Annotated in this window: 16 protein-coding genes; 5 read left to right on the forward strand and 11 right to left on the reverse strand. The window is 51.8% G+C overall.

All coding sequences use genetic code 11. The features are described from left to right. Positions 1-28: 28 nt before the first annotated feature. On the forward strand, positions 29-1,186 hold the full coding sequence (locus ACQ66Q_RS05820) for a JmjC domain-containing protein (RefSeq protein ID WP_430455923.1): 1,158 nt from the start codon (positions 29-31) through the stop codon (positions 1,184-1,186). Between the two features lie 86 nt (positions 1,187-1,272). Here the strand turns inward: ACQ66Q_RS05820 and tnpA are convergent, their stop codons facing one another. Both tnpA and ACQ66Q_RS05830 read right to left on the reverse strand, forming a co-directional pair. Then, on the reverse strand, positions 1,273-1,707 hold the full coding sequence (tnpA, locus tag ACQ66Q_RS05825) for an IS200/IS605 family transposase (RefSeq protein WP_430455924.1): 435 nt from the start codon (positions 1,705-1,707) through the stop codon (positions 1,273-1,275). A 159-nt stretch (positions 1,708-1,866) separates the two neighbouring features. Next, a complete protein-coding gene (locus ACQ66Q_RS05830) occupies positions 1,867-2,298 on the reverse strand; it encodes a DUF4826 family protein (protein ID WP_430455925.1) in 432 nt (143 codons plus the stop codon). Positions 2,299-2,506: 208 nt separating this feature from the next. Between ACQ66Q_RS05830 and ACQ66Q_RS05835 the strand changes: the two genes are divergently transcribed. Next, the gene (locus ACQ66Q_RS05835; protein WP_430455926.1) at positions 2,507-3,550 is read left to right on the forward strand and encodes a Leu/Phe/Val dehydrogenase; all 1,044 of its coding nucleotides are present in this window, start codon (positions 2,507-2,509) and stop codon (positions 3,548-3,550) included. Positions 3,551-3,737: 187 nt separating this feature from the next. On the opposite strand, the gene ACQ66Q_RS05840 is transcribed toward ACQ66Q_RS05835, so the two are convergent. Next, positions 3,738-4,448 (reverse strand): hypothetical protein, encoded by a 711-nt coding sequence (locus ACQ66Q_RS05840; protein WP_430455927.1) that lies wholly within the window; start codon positions 4,446-4,448, stop codon positions 3,738-3,740. A gap of 167 nt (positions 4,449-4,615) precedes the next feature. On the opposite strand from ACQ66Q_RS05840, the gene wecC reads away from it, so the two are divergent. After that, positions 4,616-5,833 (forward strand): UDP-N-acetyl-D-mannosamine dehydrogenase, encoded by a 1,218-nt coding sequence (wecC, locus tag ACQ66Q_RS05845; RefSeq protein ID WP_430455928.1) that lies wholly within the window; start codon positions 4,616-4,618, stop codon positions 5,831-5,833. 87 nt (positions 5,834-5,920) lie between these two features. On the opposite strand, the gene ACQ66Q_RS05850 is transcribed toward wecC, so the two are convergent. The 6 genes from ACQ66Q_RS05850 to ACQ66Q_RS05875 form a co-directional block, all read right to left on the reverse strand. After that, the gene (locus tag ACQ66Q_RS05850; RefSeq protein WP_430455929.1) at positions 5,921-7,186 is read right to left on the reverse strand and encodes a lipopolysaccharide biosynthesis protein; all 1,266 of its coding nucleotides are present in this window, start codon (positions 7,184-7,186) and stop codon (positions 5,921-5,923) included. Further along, complete coding sequence (locus ACQ66Q_RS05855; protein ID WP_430455930.1) at positions 7,173-8,549, reverse strand: hypothetical protein; 1,377 nt, start codon at positions 8,547-8,549, stop codon at positions 7,173-7,175. The genes ACQ66Q_RS05850 and ACQ66Q_RS05855 overlap by 14 nt, the downstream gene beginning before the upstream one ends. Next, positions 8,546-9,340 carry a hypothetical protein gene (locus ACQ66Q_RS05860; RefSeq protein ID WP_430455931.1) on the reverse strand — a complete coding sequence of 265 codons (795 nt, stop codon included), beginning with the start codon at positions 9,338-9,340 and terminating at the stop codon, positions 8,546-8,548. The genes ACQ66Q_RS05855 and ACQ66Q_RS05860 overlap by 4 nt, the downstream gene beginning before the upstream one ends. Then, entirely contained in the window at positions 9,340-10,206 is an 867-nt protein-coding gene (locus ACQ66Q_RS05865; RefSeq protein WP_430455932.1) for a glycosyltransferase, read from the reverse strand. The genes ACQ66Q_RS05860 and ACQ66Q_RS05865 overlap by 1 nt, the downstream gene beginning before the upstream one ends. A gap of 107 nt (positions 10,207-10,313) precedes the next feature. Next, positions 10,314-11,036, reverse strand: a complete 723-nt coding sequence (locus tag ACQ66Q_RS05870; RefSeq protein ID WP_430455933.1) for a WecB/TagA/CpsF family glycosyltransferase — start codon at positions 11,034-11,036, stop codon at positions 10,314-10,316. 6 nt (positions 11,037-11,042) lie between these two features. After that, positions 11,043-12,107 (reverse strand): glycosyltransferase family 4 protein, encoded by a 1,065-nt coding sequence (locus ACQ66Q_RS05875; protein ID WP_430455934.1) that lies wholly within the window; start codon positions 12,105-12,107, stop codon positions 11,043-11,045. Positions 12,108-12,326: 219 nt separating this feature from the next. Between ACQ66Q_RS05875 and wecA the strand changes: the two genes are divergently transcribed. Together wecA and ACQ66Q_RS05885 are read left to right on the forward strand one after the other, a co-directional pair. Next, the gene (gene wecA / locus ACQ66Q_RS05880; RefSeq protein WP_430455935.1) at positions 12,327-13,406 is read left to right on the forward strand and encodes a UDP-N-acetylglucosamine--undecaprenyl-phosphate N-acetylglucosaminephosphotransferase; all 1,080 of its coding nucleotides are present in this window, start codon (positions 12,327-12,329) and stop codon (positions 13,404-13,406) included. Beyond that, a complete protein-coding gene (locus ACQ66Q_RS05885) occupies positions 13,387-14,685 on the forward strand; it encodes a flippase (RefSeq protein ID WP_430455936.1) in 1,299 nt (432 codons plus the stop codon). Before wecA ends, ACQ66Q_RS05885 begins: the two co-directional genes overlap by 20 nt. 89 nt (positions 14,686-14,774) lie before the next feature. Here ACQ66Q_RS05885 and ACQ66Q_RS05890 read toward each other — a convergent pair whose 3' ends face one another. Both ACQ66Q_RS05890 and ACQ66Q_RS05895 read right to left on the reverse strand, forming a co-directional pair. Continuing rightward, positions 14,775-15,599, reverse strand: a complete 825-nt coding sequence (locus ACQ66Q_RS05890) for an undecaprenyl-diphosphate phosphatase (protein ID WP_430455937.1) — start codon at positions 15,597-15,599, stop codon at positions 14,775-14,777. Between the two features lie 78 nt (positions 15,600-15,677). Then, on the reverse strand, positions 15,678-16,922 hold the full coding sequence (locus tag ACQ66Q_RS05895; RefSeq protein ID WP_430455938.1) for a M24 family metallopeptidase: 1,245 nt from the start codon (positions 16,920-16,922) through the stop codon (positions 15,678-15,680). Between the last annotated feature and the right edge of the window lie 38 nt (positions 16,923-16,960).

Raw genomic sequence — 16,960 nt, forward strand, 5'->3', positions numbered from 1 at the left:
CTACCGCCCTTTTTTATCAGGAACTTTTATGTACAAGCTTCATTTAGGTCAGCTCAGCGCTGCCGAATTTATGGCCGAATACTGGCAGAAAAAGCCAGTATTATTAAAAGGCGGTTTTGCCAACTTCGTCGATCCATTGACGCCGGACGAACTGGCCGGTCTTGCCACCGAAGAAGAAATTGAATCCCGGATCGTCGCACAAACCAGCCCAGGCCAATGGCAGCTGGAGACAGGGCCGTTTCAAGATTACAGTCCGTTTGGCGAACAAGGCTGGACTTTGTTGGTGCAAGCGGTCGATCACTGGCACCCGGAAGCAGCGCAGCTAATTGAGCCGTTTCGGTTTATTCCGAACTGGCGCATAGACGATTTGATGGTCAGCTACTCCACACCAGGCGGTGGTGTCGGTCCGCATTTGGACCAATATGATGTATTTATCATTCAGGGCCAGGGCAAGCGGCATTGGCGTGTCGGCATGCCAGACGCCAGTCTCCAGCCGATCTGTCCGCACCCGCGGCTGTTGCAGGTCACGCCTTTTGTCGATTGTATTGATGTGATCACCGAACCGGGTGACATTCTGTATATTCCGCCAGGTTGCCCGCATGATGGTATTTCAGTCGATGCCAGCTTAAGTTATTCCGTTGGCTTTCGCGCTCCGGCACAAAAAGACCTGTTAACCGGTCTTGCCGACTATCTGATTGAACAGGACCAAAGCGGTTCGCGCTATACCGATCCGCAGCGCCTGCCACTGACGGATATTGGCCGCATCAGCGACAGCGATTTGGATCAGGTGCAGCAGTTGCTGTTGGGCTTAGTCAATAACCGGGCCTTGCTGGCCAGTTACTTCGGCAGTTATATCAGCCATGCCAAACATGAGCTGGATGCGACAGAACCTGAACCGCATTATGCCGTGGATGAAATTATCGAATATCTTGAAGAAGGTTCGGTACTGGCCCGCCTTGGTGGTTTGCGGATTTGTTACCATCAGGCTGGTTCTGCTGATGACATTCAACTGTTTATCAACGGGCTGACGATCACGCTGCCGGCTGCGGCGCTGCAGTTTGTCCAGTTATTAAGTGAACAGGTCCAGCTCGATGAAACTGCCTGCCAGTGGATCGCGGCTGATCAAAACAGAGCCGGTTTATTTACTGAACTGATCAACCTCGGCTACTGGTACTTTGTTGAGTAACACATCAAGTCTGAGCGCTGTGTTGTAAAGAATCCACCTTCTGAAGAAGGTGGCTTTGTGTTGAGCCCCTAAAAGGGGCCCTTTATCTAATCAAGTGCCAACTCGGCCTGTTCTTGCCGTTCCATTTTTTCTTGGTGTCGCACATAACGCCGAATTATCTCTTCATTTATTCCCACGGAATCTACGAAGTAGCCTCGTTGCCAAAAATGGTTTCCCCACATTTTGTTCTTTCTCAGATGTGGGAACTTACTGAACAACTTCAACGCTATTTTGCCTTTCAGTGCCCCCATCAAGCTCGATATTGACAGCTTTGGCGGGATTTTTATCACCAAATGTACATGGTCGATCTGAACATTCAGCTCCACGACTTCACAACCCAACTGAGCACTATAAACTTGAATGCAACGCCACACTTCCTTACCTACATTGTCCTTTAGTATTCTGAATCGATACTTCGGCGTCCAAACTATATGGTATCGACACCGCCAGAACACATGCGATGCTTGTTGATATCTACTCATGTTAATTACCTCTTTTGACTCTGCGAAAAATCAAAACGGCAATTAGCATGAGTAGGTTTTTACAGGCAAAGCCTTTTGGATGATAACCACCTACTGAAGTAGGTGGTTTAGGGCCGAAAATCAATAACAAAACCCCCGGCTTGACCGGGGGTTTTGTTGTTAAACTGGCTGACCATTCCAGAAATCGTCCGCTTCAAACAGCTGATACAACTGCTCAGCACGGTTTATCAGCAGCTTGACGTAATCGGCGCCGGTCTGGTCCCGAATGCCCGCATCTATCAATTGCTGCGCTTGCGCTTGCCAACGGAACGAGAAGGCCCGCAGCGCGTCACGCGGATTGGCTGCACTGCCAAAAGCCATCACGTCAGTCGGTAAATCCCCGCTGATCGCCCAATAGCTTTTCCGGTCAATGCCATTAATTTTCCAAATCGCGACAAAAGGTGGCAAATAACGTGATTCCTGCACGGCGACAGAGTCCATCACCACACCTTGCTCTGCTAAAAATAAATTGGCTTTTTGGAACTGGGCGCGCACCCATTCGCTGACCTGCTGCTCGGTCATCGGTTCAGCAGCTTGTTGTTGCTTGTCCATACTACTTACCTGCAAAAAATCTGAACCCGCACTTTATGACAGCAGCTGCGATTTCGCAACTATCAACAAATATTGTCGACAATCCACTGGAATGACCAGACGATTTATCACAGATTTGATAGCACTGGCAGGCCCAAAGTGGTAAATTCCGCCGCGAAAAACCGGCCCTACCCCAGACTATGTCTGGCATAAATCGGAGCATAAGAAAGTGGCAGTATTTAACCACCCTGAGTTCGACAACCATGAACAAGTCGTATTTTGCAGTGACCGTGAATCCGGTCTGCAGGCAATAATCGCTATCCACAGTACAGCATTAGGCCCAGCCTGCGGTGGTTGCCGCATGTGGGACTATGTATCAGATGAAGACGCCCTGATCGACGTGTTACGTTTATCCCGTGGCATGACCTATAAAAACGCCATGGCAGGTTTGCCACTCGGCGGCGGCAAAGCCGTTATCATCGGTGATGCGAAAACCATTAAATCTGAAGCGTTGTTCCGTAAGTTCGGGCAATACGTGCATTCACTGAGCGGCCGTTACATCAGCGCCGAGGACGTCAACATCACCACCGCTGATATTTCGATGGTCAATCATGAGACACCTTATGTTGCGGGTCTGGAAGGCAAAAGCGGTAATCCAGGGCCTTTCACTGCCATCGGTACTTATCGTGGGATTAAAGCTGCGGCAAAACACAAATTCGGCTCCGATGATTTATCCGGCCGGACTGTTGCAGTTCAGGGTCTTGGCAGCGTTGGTTTTTATCTATGCGAGCATTTACACAAAGAAGGCGTGAAGCTGATTGTTAGTGACATCAATCCAGCCGCTGTAGACCGTGCAGTCAGTCAGTTTGGCGCCACAGCTGTGGGCCTCAATGACATTTATGCTGTCGAGTGTGATGTCTATGCGCCTTGCGCCTTAGGTGCCACCATCAACGACGACACGCTAGCGCAATTTAAGTGCGCCATTATTGCCGGTTGTGCCAACAATCAACTCAAAGAAGCCCGTCATGGCGAACTGCTGCGCCAAAAAGGCATTCTGTATGCACCGGATTATGTCATTAACGCCGGTGGCATTATTAACGTCTCGATGGAGATCCGGCCGGAAGGTTACGACGAAGCACAGTCAACCAAACAAGTGCTGGCGATTTATGACACCTTGTTGACCGTCTTTGCCCGTGCCGCCGAGACCGGTCAGCCGACTAACGTGGTGGCGGATCTGATGGCGCAGGAAATCATTGCCCGCGGCAAAAAATAACGCGCTGGCAGATGTTGGACCGACAAAAACCACCGCAACGCGGTGGTTTTTTTATGTCTATGGCTGGACGGCACACCGACATTGCAGGTACGAGGTACCCAGAGCTTGTCGGTGATGCGCTGCCATCCATGGCGCTTCCCCTCTGGGCCAACGCCTTGCGTTGTTAAAAACCGCTCCCGGCGGTTTTTTATTTCGACCAGTCGGTAAAACGTTGGGTCAGTTTGTAGACATAAAAGCTGCTGATCTCGGCCGTGAGTTTGGCGAACAAATCAAAATTCGACAGATTGACGGTCAGAAAACAGGTCGCACCGCAATTCACCGGTTTGAAAGTTGAACTCTGCGCAGCGTAGACCTTCGCAGCGAAACCATATTGCATTGCCAGCTGATGTACGCGGTAGGCGTGGTAGTCACTGGTGACAAACCAGAGCGGGACCTTGTGATCAAGCCGGCTGTTCAGCGTATAAAACTCATGATAGGTGGTCGCCCCGCCATGAAAACAATCCAGCCGCACTTCGCGTTTGAGCAATGGTTGCAGATAGTCCAGATATGGTTGGCAAAACAAAGTTGTAATATGGACTAGCGGCGCCTGATGCGAGGTCTGGTTCACCAGGTCCGCCAGCTGGGTCAATCGCGCTTTGGCACAATCTGGCAGTGTCTGTTCAGTTCCCCCGCAGCCCGGTAACACAAAATTACCTGTAAAATCAGCTTGAAACTGCGTCGATGCGATGTCTGCGTTGTACCAGTTCCTGACCTGATTCGCGACCCAGCCGTTGCCAAAAGCATAAAACCAAATCAACAACAGCCATAAACCAGACTTACGGTAGCGCACTGCGGCAACCACCAAGCCCCAGAAAAACAGATTATGCGGGTACAAAAACGGCTCAATCAGATCTTTCACCAACAACTCCCTTATCAAATTCAGCTGCTTAGTATGAAGTTCCCCCTAAGCAGAAACAAGCGCGTCTGGTAGAGAAAAAAATGCCGGCAAGGGCTGGCAACGCAGCATCTGCCAGCGTTAAGCTGTGATAACATAAACGAAAAATAGCAAACAATCGGAGTGACGCTATGTTAAAGACTGTTTCAGTCATCGGTTTGGGTTATATCGGTCTGCCAACAGCAGCGATGCTGGCATCACGCAAACTGCGGGTGATCGGCGTCGACGTAAACCAACATGCAGTCGATACCATCAATCAGGGTAAAATTCATATTATCGAACCGGATCTGGATCTGTTGGTCAACGCTGCAGTAACCGGTGGTTACTTGTCTGCCCAGACCAAAGCGGCACCGGCCGACGCCTTTATGATTGCCGTACCGACACCATTTTTTGATGACTTATCGCCAGACTTGTCTTATGTCGAAGCGGCAGCTAAATCGATTGCGCCTGTATTAGCAAAAGGCAATCTGGTAGTGCTGGAATCAACCAGCCCGGTTGGTACCACAGAACTGATGTGCAAATGGATTAAAGAAGTCCGGCCTGATCTGACGCTTCCGACAGATTCAAACAGCCCGGACATCCATGTGGCCTATTGTCCTGAGCGTGTGTTACCGGGCAAAGTCGTGCAGGAACTTATCTCCAACGACCGTATCGTCGGTGGCCTGACACCAGCCTGTTCTGAAATGGCTAAACAGCTGTATCGCACCTTTGTTGCTGGTGAATTGTTGGAGACGGATGCCCGCACTGCTGAGATGTCAAAACTGACGGAAAACTCGTTCCGCGACGTCAACATCGCTTTTGCCAACGAACTGTCGCTGATCTGTGACAAGCTCAATATCAACGTCTGGGAACTGATCCGGATGGCAAACCGCCACCCGCGTGTGAATATTCTGACCCCTGGCGCCGGCGTTGGCGGCCATTGTATAGCCGTTGACCCTTGGTTTATCGTGCACTCAGCACCGGAGCAAGCGCGTCTTATCCGTACCGCCCGTGAAGTCAACGACTTCAAACCGGAATGGGTGCTGCAAAAAGTGATGACCACAGTCGCCAATCATGCACTGAATAAGCCGTCTGTTGCTTGTTTTGGCCTGGCATTTAAGCCGGATATCGACGACCTGCGCGAAAGCCCGGCACTGCATATCGTCAACAAACTGGCTGACACCTACGAAGGCAAAGTGCTTGCCGTTGAGCCTAATGTGGAAAGCACCAACAAGCTCAACGCTAAAGCCCAACTGGTGTCACTGGAGCAAGGTCTGGCCGCCGATATCATCGTGATCCTGGTGAAACACAAGGCCTTTGCCAGCTGTGATTTCAGTGGTAAAACGGTGATCAACGTCGTTGGTCAATAAGACTGACCGGCTTGCCTCACGGGAAGTAACATATCGCTAAAAAAGCCGGGATCTCCCGGCTTTTTTATTGCGATGATACGCTCAGAATCACTCAGCCAACGACTTTGTAGCAGCTTCTCGTTGCCGCTCGTGGCGAATACCGTAGCCACTGAGTACCAACAATGACAAGACCGCCAACAGATTGGTGGCAAAAAATATCCAGGCGGCAAGTTCGGCACTCAGTTGCTGGTTCGCGACCAGATATGCCGCAGAGCCAATCAACGCCACCAGCGTGACACTGACCGCTCGCCACTTATTCAAGCCTAATGCTGTGATCCAAACTTCAAAATATGTTTTCAGCAGCGTCAGCCACAAGGTCAGCAACACCAAAGTACAAATCAGCTGAGCCTGCGCCGACAGTGGCTCCGCCAGCAACCAGGGATATAACCAGGGACAAGCCAGCAGCAATACTAAATACGGCAAACTTAACAATGGAAAGCTCAGCAGGAATACGCGCTTAAACAGGCGTAATTTATCCGTCAGTAACGGCTGGTGACTGAGCTTTGCCAGCAACACCTGGGAAAACACCACCGGCAACAAGGTGACCGGCATAAACAGCACAAAGGCCTTACGAAACTGTCCAAGTGCCAGCAAAGTACTGAACAATGCCAGAAAGACAAAAGGGATATTGGTCAGGTAAATAGCAAACACATCATGCCAGGCATAACTGAAGCGTTGACGCAGTTGCTGCCAAAGACCGGGCCAGGTCACAACCGGCTGCGCCCGCCAGTCCTTATACTCTGGCCACAGCGCCTTTGCGGCGGTGAGCAGTGGGAAAATGCTGATCAGCAATACCATGGCGAGCACCGACACTGTGTCGGTAAACCAGCCGGCAAAAATAGCGCCGACCAGCAACAAGGTCAGTGCCACACTGACAAACTGACTGCGAACTTCCAGCGCAAACTGCTGTGCACCTTTGAGATAACTGAAACAAGCCTGATTCAGCGCCCAGCTGAGACCAATCAACAAACTAAGCAGATAGAGACTCAACGCCAGTTCCGCTGCAGTCCACCACAGCAGCGCCGCACAGGCCAGGCTCAACACGGCAAAAACCAGCAGGCTGATCCGCAGACTTTGCAGCAACTGACTGATATGGCGTTGTTGTGCCGCATGATGGATCAGATAGAAATTGGCGCCAAAGGCAATGGCCGGAAAAAACAGATTGGCCAGCATATAGATGAAACTGAAGATGCCGAATTCCTGCTCCAACAGGTGACGCGCCAGTGCAAGATTTAACAACCAGCGCGAGCCGAAATTCAGCCCCTGTGCCACGCTGTTACTCATTAGTTTGCGGACAAAATCACTGCGCAGCATGTGCATGCTCCTCAGTGGAAAGCCGCGGCTCTGTAGAAAGCCCCTGCTCTGCAGAAAGCCGCTGTTCAGCAGAAAGCCACAAAGCCCAGGCACCGTTCAGCATACCCCAGGGGATCCATAGCATGCCAGATGTCAGCACATGCCCGGCCATCGACGCTACCACCAACAACAACAGATTCAGCGCCAGCACACCGGCGGCAACCGATTGCGGCGCTAGTCGCCAGCCCGCCAGGGCCAACCGTATCACGCCGGCAAACCACAATAGATACCAACCAAGGCCAGCCACACCGAACCAGATAAACAGATCTGCCGGATCTATCTCCGCCAGCGGTTTGCTGCTGTAAAGTGCCAGGCCAGCATTGCCAACGCCGAGCAAATGCTGCCAGGTCGGAAAATACTGCTCAACAAACACCCAGTTATCCCGCACAAACAGATCACGGTTTGACAGCACAATACCTATCGCCCCCTGCTGTTGCAGCACCAGCTGCTGTTTTTCCGACAACGGCAGATGCGGCAAAATCGCCGGAAGTTGCCAGGCCAGTAACAGCGTCAGCACAGCGCCGCCAGCTAAGGCCAATAGGATCAAACGCCGGTATGGCTGCCACAGTGAACGGGCCTGTAAAAATGGGATCAGCAGCGCCAACAGCAACACACCGGCATTACCGGTTTTGGTCAGTAAAGTGCTGCTGCAAAACAAACTCAATAGCAAGACCAGCGCAAACACTGCTTTTTGCCGTGGCCAATACCAGGCAAACAAATAAGCGCTGAACACCAACAATAACGCTGATAACTCGTTAGTGGCTTTAAAAAAACCTTTGGAGCCAAGTTGCTGATCCGGAAAATAATCACTGGGCAAATACGCCGATAAACCATAGCCGAGCCGGCCTAGCAGCAAGTTCAGCACGATAATGCTAAAGCCAAGCCACATCAGCTGATGCAGATTGCGCCGGGCGAGGTCTGCGTCGCGCTGACACAATCCAAAGCAATACCAGGCCGCCAGCAACGGCGCCAGCAACTTCAACACCATACCGATGTCATAACTAAGCCCGGCGGCATGACCGAAACTGAAAAAGCTAATCACAGGCCCGGTTAACAACAGCGCCATCATCACCGGTAACAACGCAATGCGCCGACCGAGCGTCAGAGTGCAGCTCAGTAACATCAGCGCCATCAGCAGTGATTTGTAAGCCGCCGACAATGGCAGCCCCTGGCCATATTGCTGCAACAAAAAGCCGTTCAGCGCATCCACCAGCAGATAGGTTTTGACCAGCAGCAGGATCAATAAATCCAGCCGGCGCAGCGTCGGCACCAATGCGGCAGGCTGCAGTAACGTCGATGCCGTGGCGGCTTGGGGGCTGCTCATTTGCGCAGCAATAACAACGCCAGCGTCAATGCCAGCAAAGTGCCAAGTAATGCTGCGGCAAGACTACTGAGCAGCAACGACGGTGCTTTTGCGGCTTTTTGCTGCAACGCAGCAACCGGTTTCAACGCCGGATAATAGCCCTGACGCCACAGATTCTGCTCCGCTAAATTCTGATCCAATTGCCGGGTCAGTTCCGACCGTTCACCCACGGTAGAAGCGGTGTCCAACGCTTGTTGCAATTGCTGTTGCTGCGTCTGCAGGCGTTGCAGCCGCTCTTGTTGGTCCTGCCGTTCAGCCTGCTGGATCAACTGTTGTAACAATGCGGCAGCAAGTTCAGGCGACTCGGCTTTCAGGCGGAAATACAATAAGTTACCGCGGCGTTTGTGTTCCTGTGAAAAAGCAGCTTTCCATTGACTGGACAGTTTTGCCGCAGCAGTCGCGTCAGTTGCACACAACGCCGGTTGCTGCTGACACCAGATTTTGTCCTGCCACAGGCCATTCCAGACCGCGGCACTATCCATCAATAAACTGAAACGGGCCAACTCATCGACTTCCAGCGCGCCAATAAACAGCTGCGTATTGGCAGCCACGTGCTGATAGTCAGCTGCGAGTAAACTCACCCTCGTCTCCGTTAAGGAGAAGTGGCCATCGACACTGGCCGGGAACCGGTGTTGTTTGACATACACAGCGCCAGCAAGTGCACAGGCCGCCGCAACGACCAGTAACCACCACTTTAGCCGGCGAACGACCAGATACAACTGGCCGGTGAATTCAAGTTCAGTTGTCAGCATTATTTAGGTCCAAACAGGCCTTTGATGCCCTTTGACAACAGCTGTTTACGTACTTTAATCAGCCATTGCATTTTATGTTTCAGGTAATAACGCACTTTGGTTTCCACCAGGCCATAACGCATCGAGCCAATTAACTCGGCCAGCGACAGCGGCTCCTGCTGCATCGTGCGCCGGTAAAACGCCTGATTATGCAGGTTGCGCTCATTCATTAATGGCCGGTGTTTTTCCACAAATTGCGCCTGTGCATTCAGGCGTTTAGGCGACGTCGTGATGCGACCTAATTCATGGCCGACATGCACGACATAAGTCGCTTCAGCCAGACGTAAGGCCGGACCATAAGCAGCCACCATCCGCAGCCACATATCATAGTCCTGAAATGCCGCCAGAGTTTCATCAAAACCGCCCTGTGCCAGCATCCTACTGGTACGAACCAGCGCCTGATTCGACAGGCAGTGCGCGTCCAGCACTTCCGGCAACCGGACTATTTTCTGCTCGGTGTACAGTGCTTTACGCACAGAGCCATAGTCCCAGAAATAACCGGTACAAACACAAGAGTATTGATCATCGTAAGCCGCCATCATGCCCGACAGGCGTGTTGGCAAAAATTCATCATCGTCGTCGATACCAGTGACAAACTCTCCGGCCGCCGCTTTAATCGCCATATTCCGTGCAGCACAGGCGCCCTGGCCTTTTTCCTGGCGGAACAGCCGGATCTGCGGATGCTCGCCATATAGATCGTTCAGCACCTGCCAGGTGTTATCAGGCGAACAGTCATCGACAATCAACAGTTCAAAGTTCGGATAATCCTGTGCCAGCACCGAATTGACGGCACGCTGCATCATCTCGCTGCGATTATAGGTTGGCATATATACGCTTATCAGCGGCGCCACGGTTTGTGCGCGTTCAGGCGTTTCAGCTGTCAAAATATTGCTCTCGGTCAATGGGTTGGCAGGAGGCTGTCAGAATGATGATTCTATAACTTGCCCGTCAGATAAAGCCACAGATATTCCACCAGACTCCATTGCCGTTTGATCCGGCTCGGCTGGCTGAGCAAGCGATATGCCCACTCCAGGTTCAGTTTGCACCAAAGTGCGGGGGCGCGTTTGACGTTGCCGGTGAACACGTCATAAGTGCCGCCGACCCCCATAAAGTAGGCATCGGGTATGATCTTTTTTGCCCGTTCAATCAACAGCTCTTGCTTCGGAGAACCCATGGCAATGGTGATGATTTTGGCGCCACTGTGCTGAATTTGCTGCAACAGTGCCGCTTCGTCTTTAAAATAACCATCCTGTGCGCCCACTACCTGAACGCCGGCAGCGGTCAGCTTGTCGCGGGTTTGCTGTAGCACTTCCGGTTTGGCGCCGACCAGAAACACCGGCACTTGTTTCGCCGCAGCCCGGTACATAATCGCTTCCCAGGTTTCGCAACCCGGCACCCGATCCACTTTGCGCCCCAGCTTCTTTTGCATCACTTTCACGACGCCCATACCATCGGCATAGCGCAATTCGGCTTGATTTAACATGGTTTTTAGCGCGGCATCTTCACGCGCTTTCATGACTTTTTCCGGATTGATCGCGATAGCGGAGCCTGCGAACACAGTGCCATCATCATGCACAATAAACTCAACTAATTGCTGCATGCTGGCAAAGGCCATCACATCCAGTCCACCCACGTTCACCACTTCAGGTTGTTGCATGTCAGATCACTCTTTGTTGTCAGCAGGCTTAGTAGTTAGCTGCTGATAAATTTGGGTTAATCGGGCTGCGACTTTGTCGAGCAAATACGGCTGCGCACTGGTCTGACAAGCTTGTTGCAGTTGTTGATAATCTGCCGGCGGCAAACTTAACAATAACTGAATTTTTTCACCAAGCGCCTGCAGCAATGTGGCTTCATCCGGTGTATCGACAAGATAGCCGTTGCTGCCATGCTGGATCTGCATCCGGGAGCCGTCCGTGGTCGTCGCCACCACAGGCGTGCCACAGGCCATCGCCTCGGTCATCACTAAGCCAAAAGACTCATTGCGCGACAGGCTGAGAAACAACTTACTGCGCTGATAATAATCTTTAAGCTGAGCGGCGCCCTGTGCCGACACCAGAATTAATTGCGGATACTGTAACGCGGCGGCACTGAGCTGCGCATGCCAGGGGCCATGGCCAATCACCATCACTTTTTTGCCGGCTAGCGCGGGCAATAACGCAATCAGCCGGTCCATGCCTTTATTCAAGTCCAGTGTGCCGACATACAACACATCGATGTCTTTTTCAGCCAGCGGCAATGCCGGCACCTGACCATACAAGGCATGGATGCCGGCTGGCAGCACTTCGGCGCGGATGTCCTGACGGAAAAAACGTTGCTGCAGCTGTGCGCTGACAAAGATCCACTGGTCCACCTGCGCTGCTGCCGCTTTATACAAGGTCGATTCAGGCTGATAGGCATAAATATCGGTGCCATGGCAGGTCACGACGATTTTTACCTTTGGATTGCGCAGCAGCCGGTAGGTCAGCGCCAGCCAGATGGTTGGATAAAAAAAATGTACATGCAGCACATCAAAACGCTGACGACTCAGCACATATCGCCAGACAAACTGCAACCAAAAGATTGGATAGCGTAATAACCGCCACGGCATCCGGTCGTTTTGCCATTCCATCTGAAAATAGGCCGGATTTAAGGCCGCCAGCGCTTCGACCTGATTGCGCACAAATACGCCCTGAAAAGGTGCTGCCGGTTTAGGGCCCATATTGGTTAAAATTAACAGACGTTGTGACATCAGACCCCCCACGCATCAGGACAGATCCTGATCATACTGGCAAAACCTTGTTTGCAACAACCAATCCACCGGCGCCAGCCACAGCTTTTTTCCCTGAATGCTGAAATAAAGCGCAGTTAAGCTGCTGATTTCACATGTGCCTGATAGTAAGCGCGAAGTTGTTCACCTATAATCGGCCGATAACAGAACTAGAACAACATGACCCAAGCGGAATCTTCTATGCGTGAACATATGGTGCTCTTTGCCACCACTTTTGTGTTAACCCTGCTCGCAATTTTTATCCTCATCCCAGTGGCAAATCGCATTGGGCTGGTCGATAAACCGCATGGCCGTAAACAACATGTCGGCGCTATCCCGCTGATTGGCGGCATTTCGGTGTTTACCGGAGTTGCGATCACGCTTAGTGTGTTTGGTCTGCCCGGTGATACGCATTGGTATTATCTGTTGTGCGGCGGCACTATTGTGATCCTCGGCGTGTTTGACGACTTCCTTGATTTAAGTGTGAAAATCCGTTTAGTTGCGCAGGTCATGATCGCGCTGGTGATGATGTACGGTCTGCAGTTGTATGTTGCTAACCTTGGCGATTTGTTTGGGCTTGGCGCTGTAGGCCTCGGTTACATTGGTATTCCGTTCACTGTCATTGCGGTAATAGCCGCGATTAACGCCTTTAACATGATCGACGGTATCGATGGCCTGGCGGGGATGCTCAGCGGAGTCAGCTTTGTTTCGCTGACACTGATGATGGGGATCGGCGGCCAGCTTGAACACGCTGTACTACCGATGGTGCTGGTTTTCGCGCTGATCCCTTATTTGATGTTTAACCTGGATTTGGTCGGCAAAGGCAAAGGCAAAATCTTTATGGGCGACGCCGGCAGCATGCTGATTGGTCTGTCGGTGATTTGGCTGTTAATTGTCGGGAGCCAGAGTGATAGCGCCAGTTTCCGCCCGGTCACCGCATTGTGGGTGATCGCCATACCGCTGATGGATATGGTGGCGATTATGATCCGCCGCATTCGCAAAGGGCAGTCGCCGTTAATTGCTGACCGCGAACATTTACACCATATCTTCCTGCGCTTAGGCCTCAATTCAAGGCAGGCGCTGGTGGTGATCACCAGCCTGGCCGCGATGTTGGCCACTATCGGTGTAGTTGGTGAGTACCTGATGGTGCCAGATCTGATTATGCTGTTGTTATTCCTGCTGATCTTCGCGCTGTATTCAATGTCGCTGCAATACATCTGGCGGATCACCCGTTTTGTTAAACGTTATAAAGCCAGACAACGTGCTAAAAAGAATTCGTAAACTACTGGCCGCACGCTCAGTCGTGCTGCTGATTGAACGCTTCTTTCGCCTGGGCGCAGGAGCTGTCGTCACTTTTATGGTGGCGCGGATGCTGGGTGATAGCGCGCTGGGTACCTATGGGCTAGTGATGGTCTGGGCGGCTTTTCTGGCGCCATTGACTAACCTCGGCATGAACAATCTGGTACAGAAAATGGCCAGTACCCAAAACGACCCGGTCAAAGCGTTGCAATTTCTGCAAACAGCCGTGTGGCTGCGCTTAATGGCCGGATTGTTTTTTGGTCTGCTGATGATCGCCGGCTTTATGCTGTTTTATCCGCATTATTTCGCCGCGGGCCCGATAGAAATATCGGTGCTGTTTATCTTGCAAAGCTTTTTTTCACTGATTTTATTTGAATATCAACAGAATTATCTGGGCCATTTTCGCGCAGTGGCACTGGCCAAAATTGCCGTATCACTGCTTACATTGGTTGTGCGGATTGTCGGTTTGTATTATGGCGCCGGCATCAGCTTTTTGTTATTGATTGTCGGCATCGAGTTTTTGCTGACCGGTGCCGTGCAATATTATTGGTACCGTCGGTATACCCCGCCTGAGGCTCGTTTTCATTGGCAGTTTTTTGACTGGTCAGCCGGCAAAATGATGTTGCAACGCGCGTCCTGGTTATGGGTGTCTGGCATCGTGTCGGTGGTGTATCTGAAAATTGATACGGTCATGATTGAAAGTATGTTAGGTGTTGCAGCGACAGGTCAGTACACCGCAGTGGCGCGGATTTCAGAACTTTGGTACGTGATCCCGGTGACATTAGCTGCGCGTTATTACCCGGATTTATTAAAGGCCTTTGAGCAAAGCTGGCCACAGTATCTGCTGATCCTGCGCCGGCGCGGTCTGCAGTTCTTTTCGCTGGCACTGCTGATTTCTGTCGGCATGACGGTCAGTGCATATTGGATCATGTTGTTTGCTTATGGCGAGAAATTCACCGGTTCGACTACAGTGCTACAAATTCATGTCTGGGCAGGTTGTTTTGTATTTGTCCGCGCGCTGATTAGCCAACATTTAATTATCACCGGCAACGAACCGCTGAGCCTGCTCAGTCATGGCGTCGGTGCATTACTGAACGTGGGCCTGAACTTCTTACTGATCCCGCGCATGGGCATTGAAGGCGCCGCCTGGGCGACCTTAATTTCTTATGCTTATGCGTCGTTTTTCTTTATCTTCTTCTCAAAGAAAACCCGCGCACATTTCTTTGAAATGCTGAAAACCAAAGCGGTCGCCCCGGGATAAACAGGATGAACCGCAGACAGCAAAAAGCCGCCAGAAATTGGCGGCTTTTTCATTTCTTTAAACAAGTCGCGACCATTGATCACTATGCGTTATGCCGGCAATTCCCAGTTGACCCAGCCCTGCTGCCAGCTCAGTAAAATCAGGCCGCCAAAGGCTATGCGATACCAGGCAAAGATCTCATAACTGTGGTTCGCAACAAAACGCACCAAAGTACGGACAGCCAAGAGCGCACTGATAAATGCCGTGACAAAACCGACGGCAAACATCGGTGCATCGGCCATTTGCAGCATGTCACGATGTTTATAGATATCGTAAAAAGTCGCGGCAAACATGGTTGGTACAGCCAGAAAAAACGAAAACTCGGCAGCGACTTTCCGATCAAGACCAATAAACAAACCACCGATAATGGTTGCACCGGAACGTGAGGTGCCCGGGATCATCGACACCACCTGCGCACAACCGACTTTAAATGCATCCAGCAGACTCATGTCGTCGACATCGTGCACCCTTGCCTGATGTATGCGCCGCTCAGCCCATAGAATAATCAGCCCGCCGACAATCAACATCACCGCCACCGACACCGGATTAAACAGGTAATATTTGATGGTTTTGATAAATAACAAACCGATAATGGCTGCCGGTAAAAACGCCACCAGCAGGTTCAAGACAAAGCGTTGTGCTTTCGGGTCGTGGGTAATACCACAGGCAACGCCGATAAACCGCTGCCGATATTCAAATACGATGGCCAGAATAGCGCCAAGCTGGATGGCAATTTCAAACACCCGGCCATCGTTATGAAAGCCAATCAAATCGCCGACCACAATTAAATGGCCGGTGCTGGACACCGGCAAGAATTCAGTCAGACCTTCAACTACGCCTAAGATAAAGGCCTGAATTAACAACCACCAATCCATGATCACTCCAAAAACAGCAGATAATGGCGGTTATTATCCGGACTTTTGCCTGCCCGTCCAATCACTTTGCGCTTTTTCTTAATCCTGCAGCCAGCCAAACGGATCTTCGATACTCAGCGCCGGTTCAGTGAACCAGCGTGGCCCGGCTGCGGTCATGTAGAAATGATCTTCCAGCCGCACGCCAAATTCACCGGGGATACAAATCATCGGTTCGTTGGAGAAGCACATGCCCTCGGCGAGCGGTGTCGCGTTGCCACGCACCAGATAGGGCCATTCATGGATATCCAGACCAATGCCATGGCCGGTGCGGTGCGGTAATCCCGGTAAACGATAATCCGGACCCAGGCCCGCGGCAGTTAACACCGCACGGGCAGCATCGTCGACCGCACCACAAGGAGTACCCGGCTTTGCTGCAGCAAATGCGGCAGCCTGCGCCTGTTTTTCTAATTGCCAGATCGCACGTTGGCGCGCAGTTGGTACGCCAAACACATAACTGCGGGTAATGTCAGAGACATAATCCAACAGGCGGCAGCCGGTATCGATCAGCACCATATCGCCATCCTGCAGCTGTTGTGGATCTTTGACGCCATGCGGATAAGCGGTCGCTTCGCCAAACAACACAATACAAAAATAGGAACCGGACGCGCCGACGCGCCGATGTGCTTCATCAATAAAAGCTTCGACCTCCAGCGTGCTGATGCCCGGCCGCAGAATTTGCGCAACCGCCTGATGCACCGCCAGCGTCATATCCATCGCCCGCTGCATAATGGCGAGCTCTGCCGCGGATTTTTGCCGCCGGCAGGCTGCCGTGATCAACGCCCCATTAATAAACCGCTGCGCCGGAGCCAGTTGCTGTAACGCATCGACAATAAAAAATGCTGTACTTTCATCAAGCCCGACCCGGGCATCCGCCGCAACGCCGAGATTGTTAAGCGTATCAAGCAACAGCTGATAAGGGCTTTCATCTTCTTCCCAGCCAATCACCTCTGCTTTGATTTGCTGATACTCACCCAACGTGCCGATTTCAAACACAGGTGCGATGTATTTCAGCACACCGTCGGCGGTCAGCACGGCGCCGACCAGCCGCTCACTGGCGTACCAGCGCGTGCCGGTAAAATACAGCAAACTGCTGCCGGCATTTAAGTAAATCGCCGCAACTTCGTGCTGGCGCATCAGTGCGCAGGCTTTCTCAATGCGCGCCTGATACTCAGTGACAGCGATCGGCGCTACGCCGGCACGCATGTCTGACAACGACGCCAGCACAGTGGCCTGGTCGGCTCCGCCAATACGACGAACAGATATAGGGTGAACAGATTGCGACATACAAAATACTCCGCAGTGAATCAATGTAAGTTCTTTGC

Source organism: Rheinheimera sp. (assembly GCF_965283995.1).
Classification (GTDB): Bacteria; Pseudomonadota; Gammaproteobacteria; order Enterobacterales; family Alteromonadaceae; genus Pararheinheimera.

Excerpts from the sequence above, each read along its gene's own strand:
- ACQ66Q_RS05865 (WP_430455932.1), bottom strand. The coding sequence starts at position 10,206 with ATGCCAACCTATAATCGCAGCGAGATGATGCAGCGTGCCGTCAATTCG.
- ACQ66Q_RS05870 (WP_430455933.1), bottom strand. The coding sequence starts at position 11,036 with ATGCAACAACCTGAAGTGGTGAACGTGGGTGGACTGGATGTGATGGCC.
- tnpA (WP_430455924.1), bottom strand. The coding sequence starts at position 1,707 with ATGAGTAGATATCAACAAGCATCGCATGTGTTCTGGCGGTGTCGATAC.
- ACQ66Q_RS05890 (WP_430455937.1), bottom strand. The coding sequence starts at position 15,599 with ATGGATTGGTGGTTGTTAATTCAGGCCTTTATCTTAGGCGTAGTTGAA.
- ACQ66Q_RS05850 (WP_430455929.1), bottom strand. The coding sequence starts at position 7,186 with ATGCTGCGCAGTGATTTTGTCCGCAAACTAATGAGTAACAGCGTGGCA.
- ACQ66Q_RS05830 (WP_430455925.1), bottom strand. The coding sequence starts at position 2,298 with ATGGACAAGCAACAACAAGCTGCTGAACCGATGACCGAGCAGCAGGTC.
- ACQ66Q_RS05860 (WP_430455931.1), bottom strand. The coding sequence starts at position 9,340 with ATGCTGACAACTGAACTTGAATTCACCGGCCAGTTGTATCTGGTCGTT.
- wecA (WP_430455935.1), top strand. The coding sequence starts at position 12,327 with ATGCGTGAACATATGGTGCTCTTTGCCACCACTTTTGTGTTAACCCTG.
- wecC (WP_430455928.1), top strand. The coding sequence starts at position 4,616 with ATGTTAAAGACTGTTTCAGTCATCGGTTTGGGTTATATCGGTCTGCCA.
- ACQ66Q_RS05895 (WP_430455938.1), bottom strand. The coding sequence starts at position 16,922 with ATGTCGCAATCTGTTCACCCTATATCTGTTCGTCGTATTGGCGGAGCC.
- ACQ66Q_RS05875 (WP_430455934.1), bottom strand. The coding sequence starts at position 12,107 with ATGTCACAACGTCTGTTAATTTTAACCAATATGGGCCCTAAACCGGCA.
- ACQ66Q_RS05855 (WP_430455930.1), bottom strand. The coding sequence starts at position 8,549 with ATGAGCAGCCCCCAAGCCGCCACGGCATCGACGTTACTGCAGCCTGCC.
- ACQ66Q_RS05820 (WP_430455923.1), top strand. The coding sequence starts at position 29 with ATGTACAAGCTTCATTTAGGTCAGCTCAGCGCTGCCGAATTTATGGCC.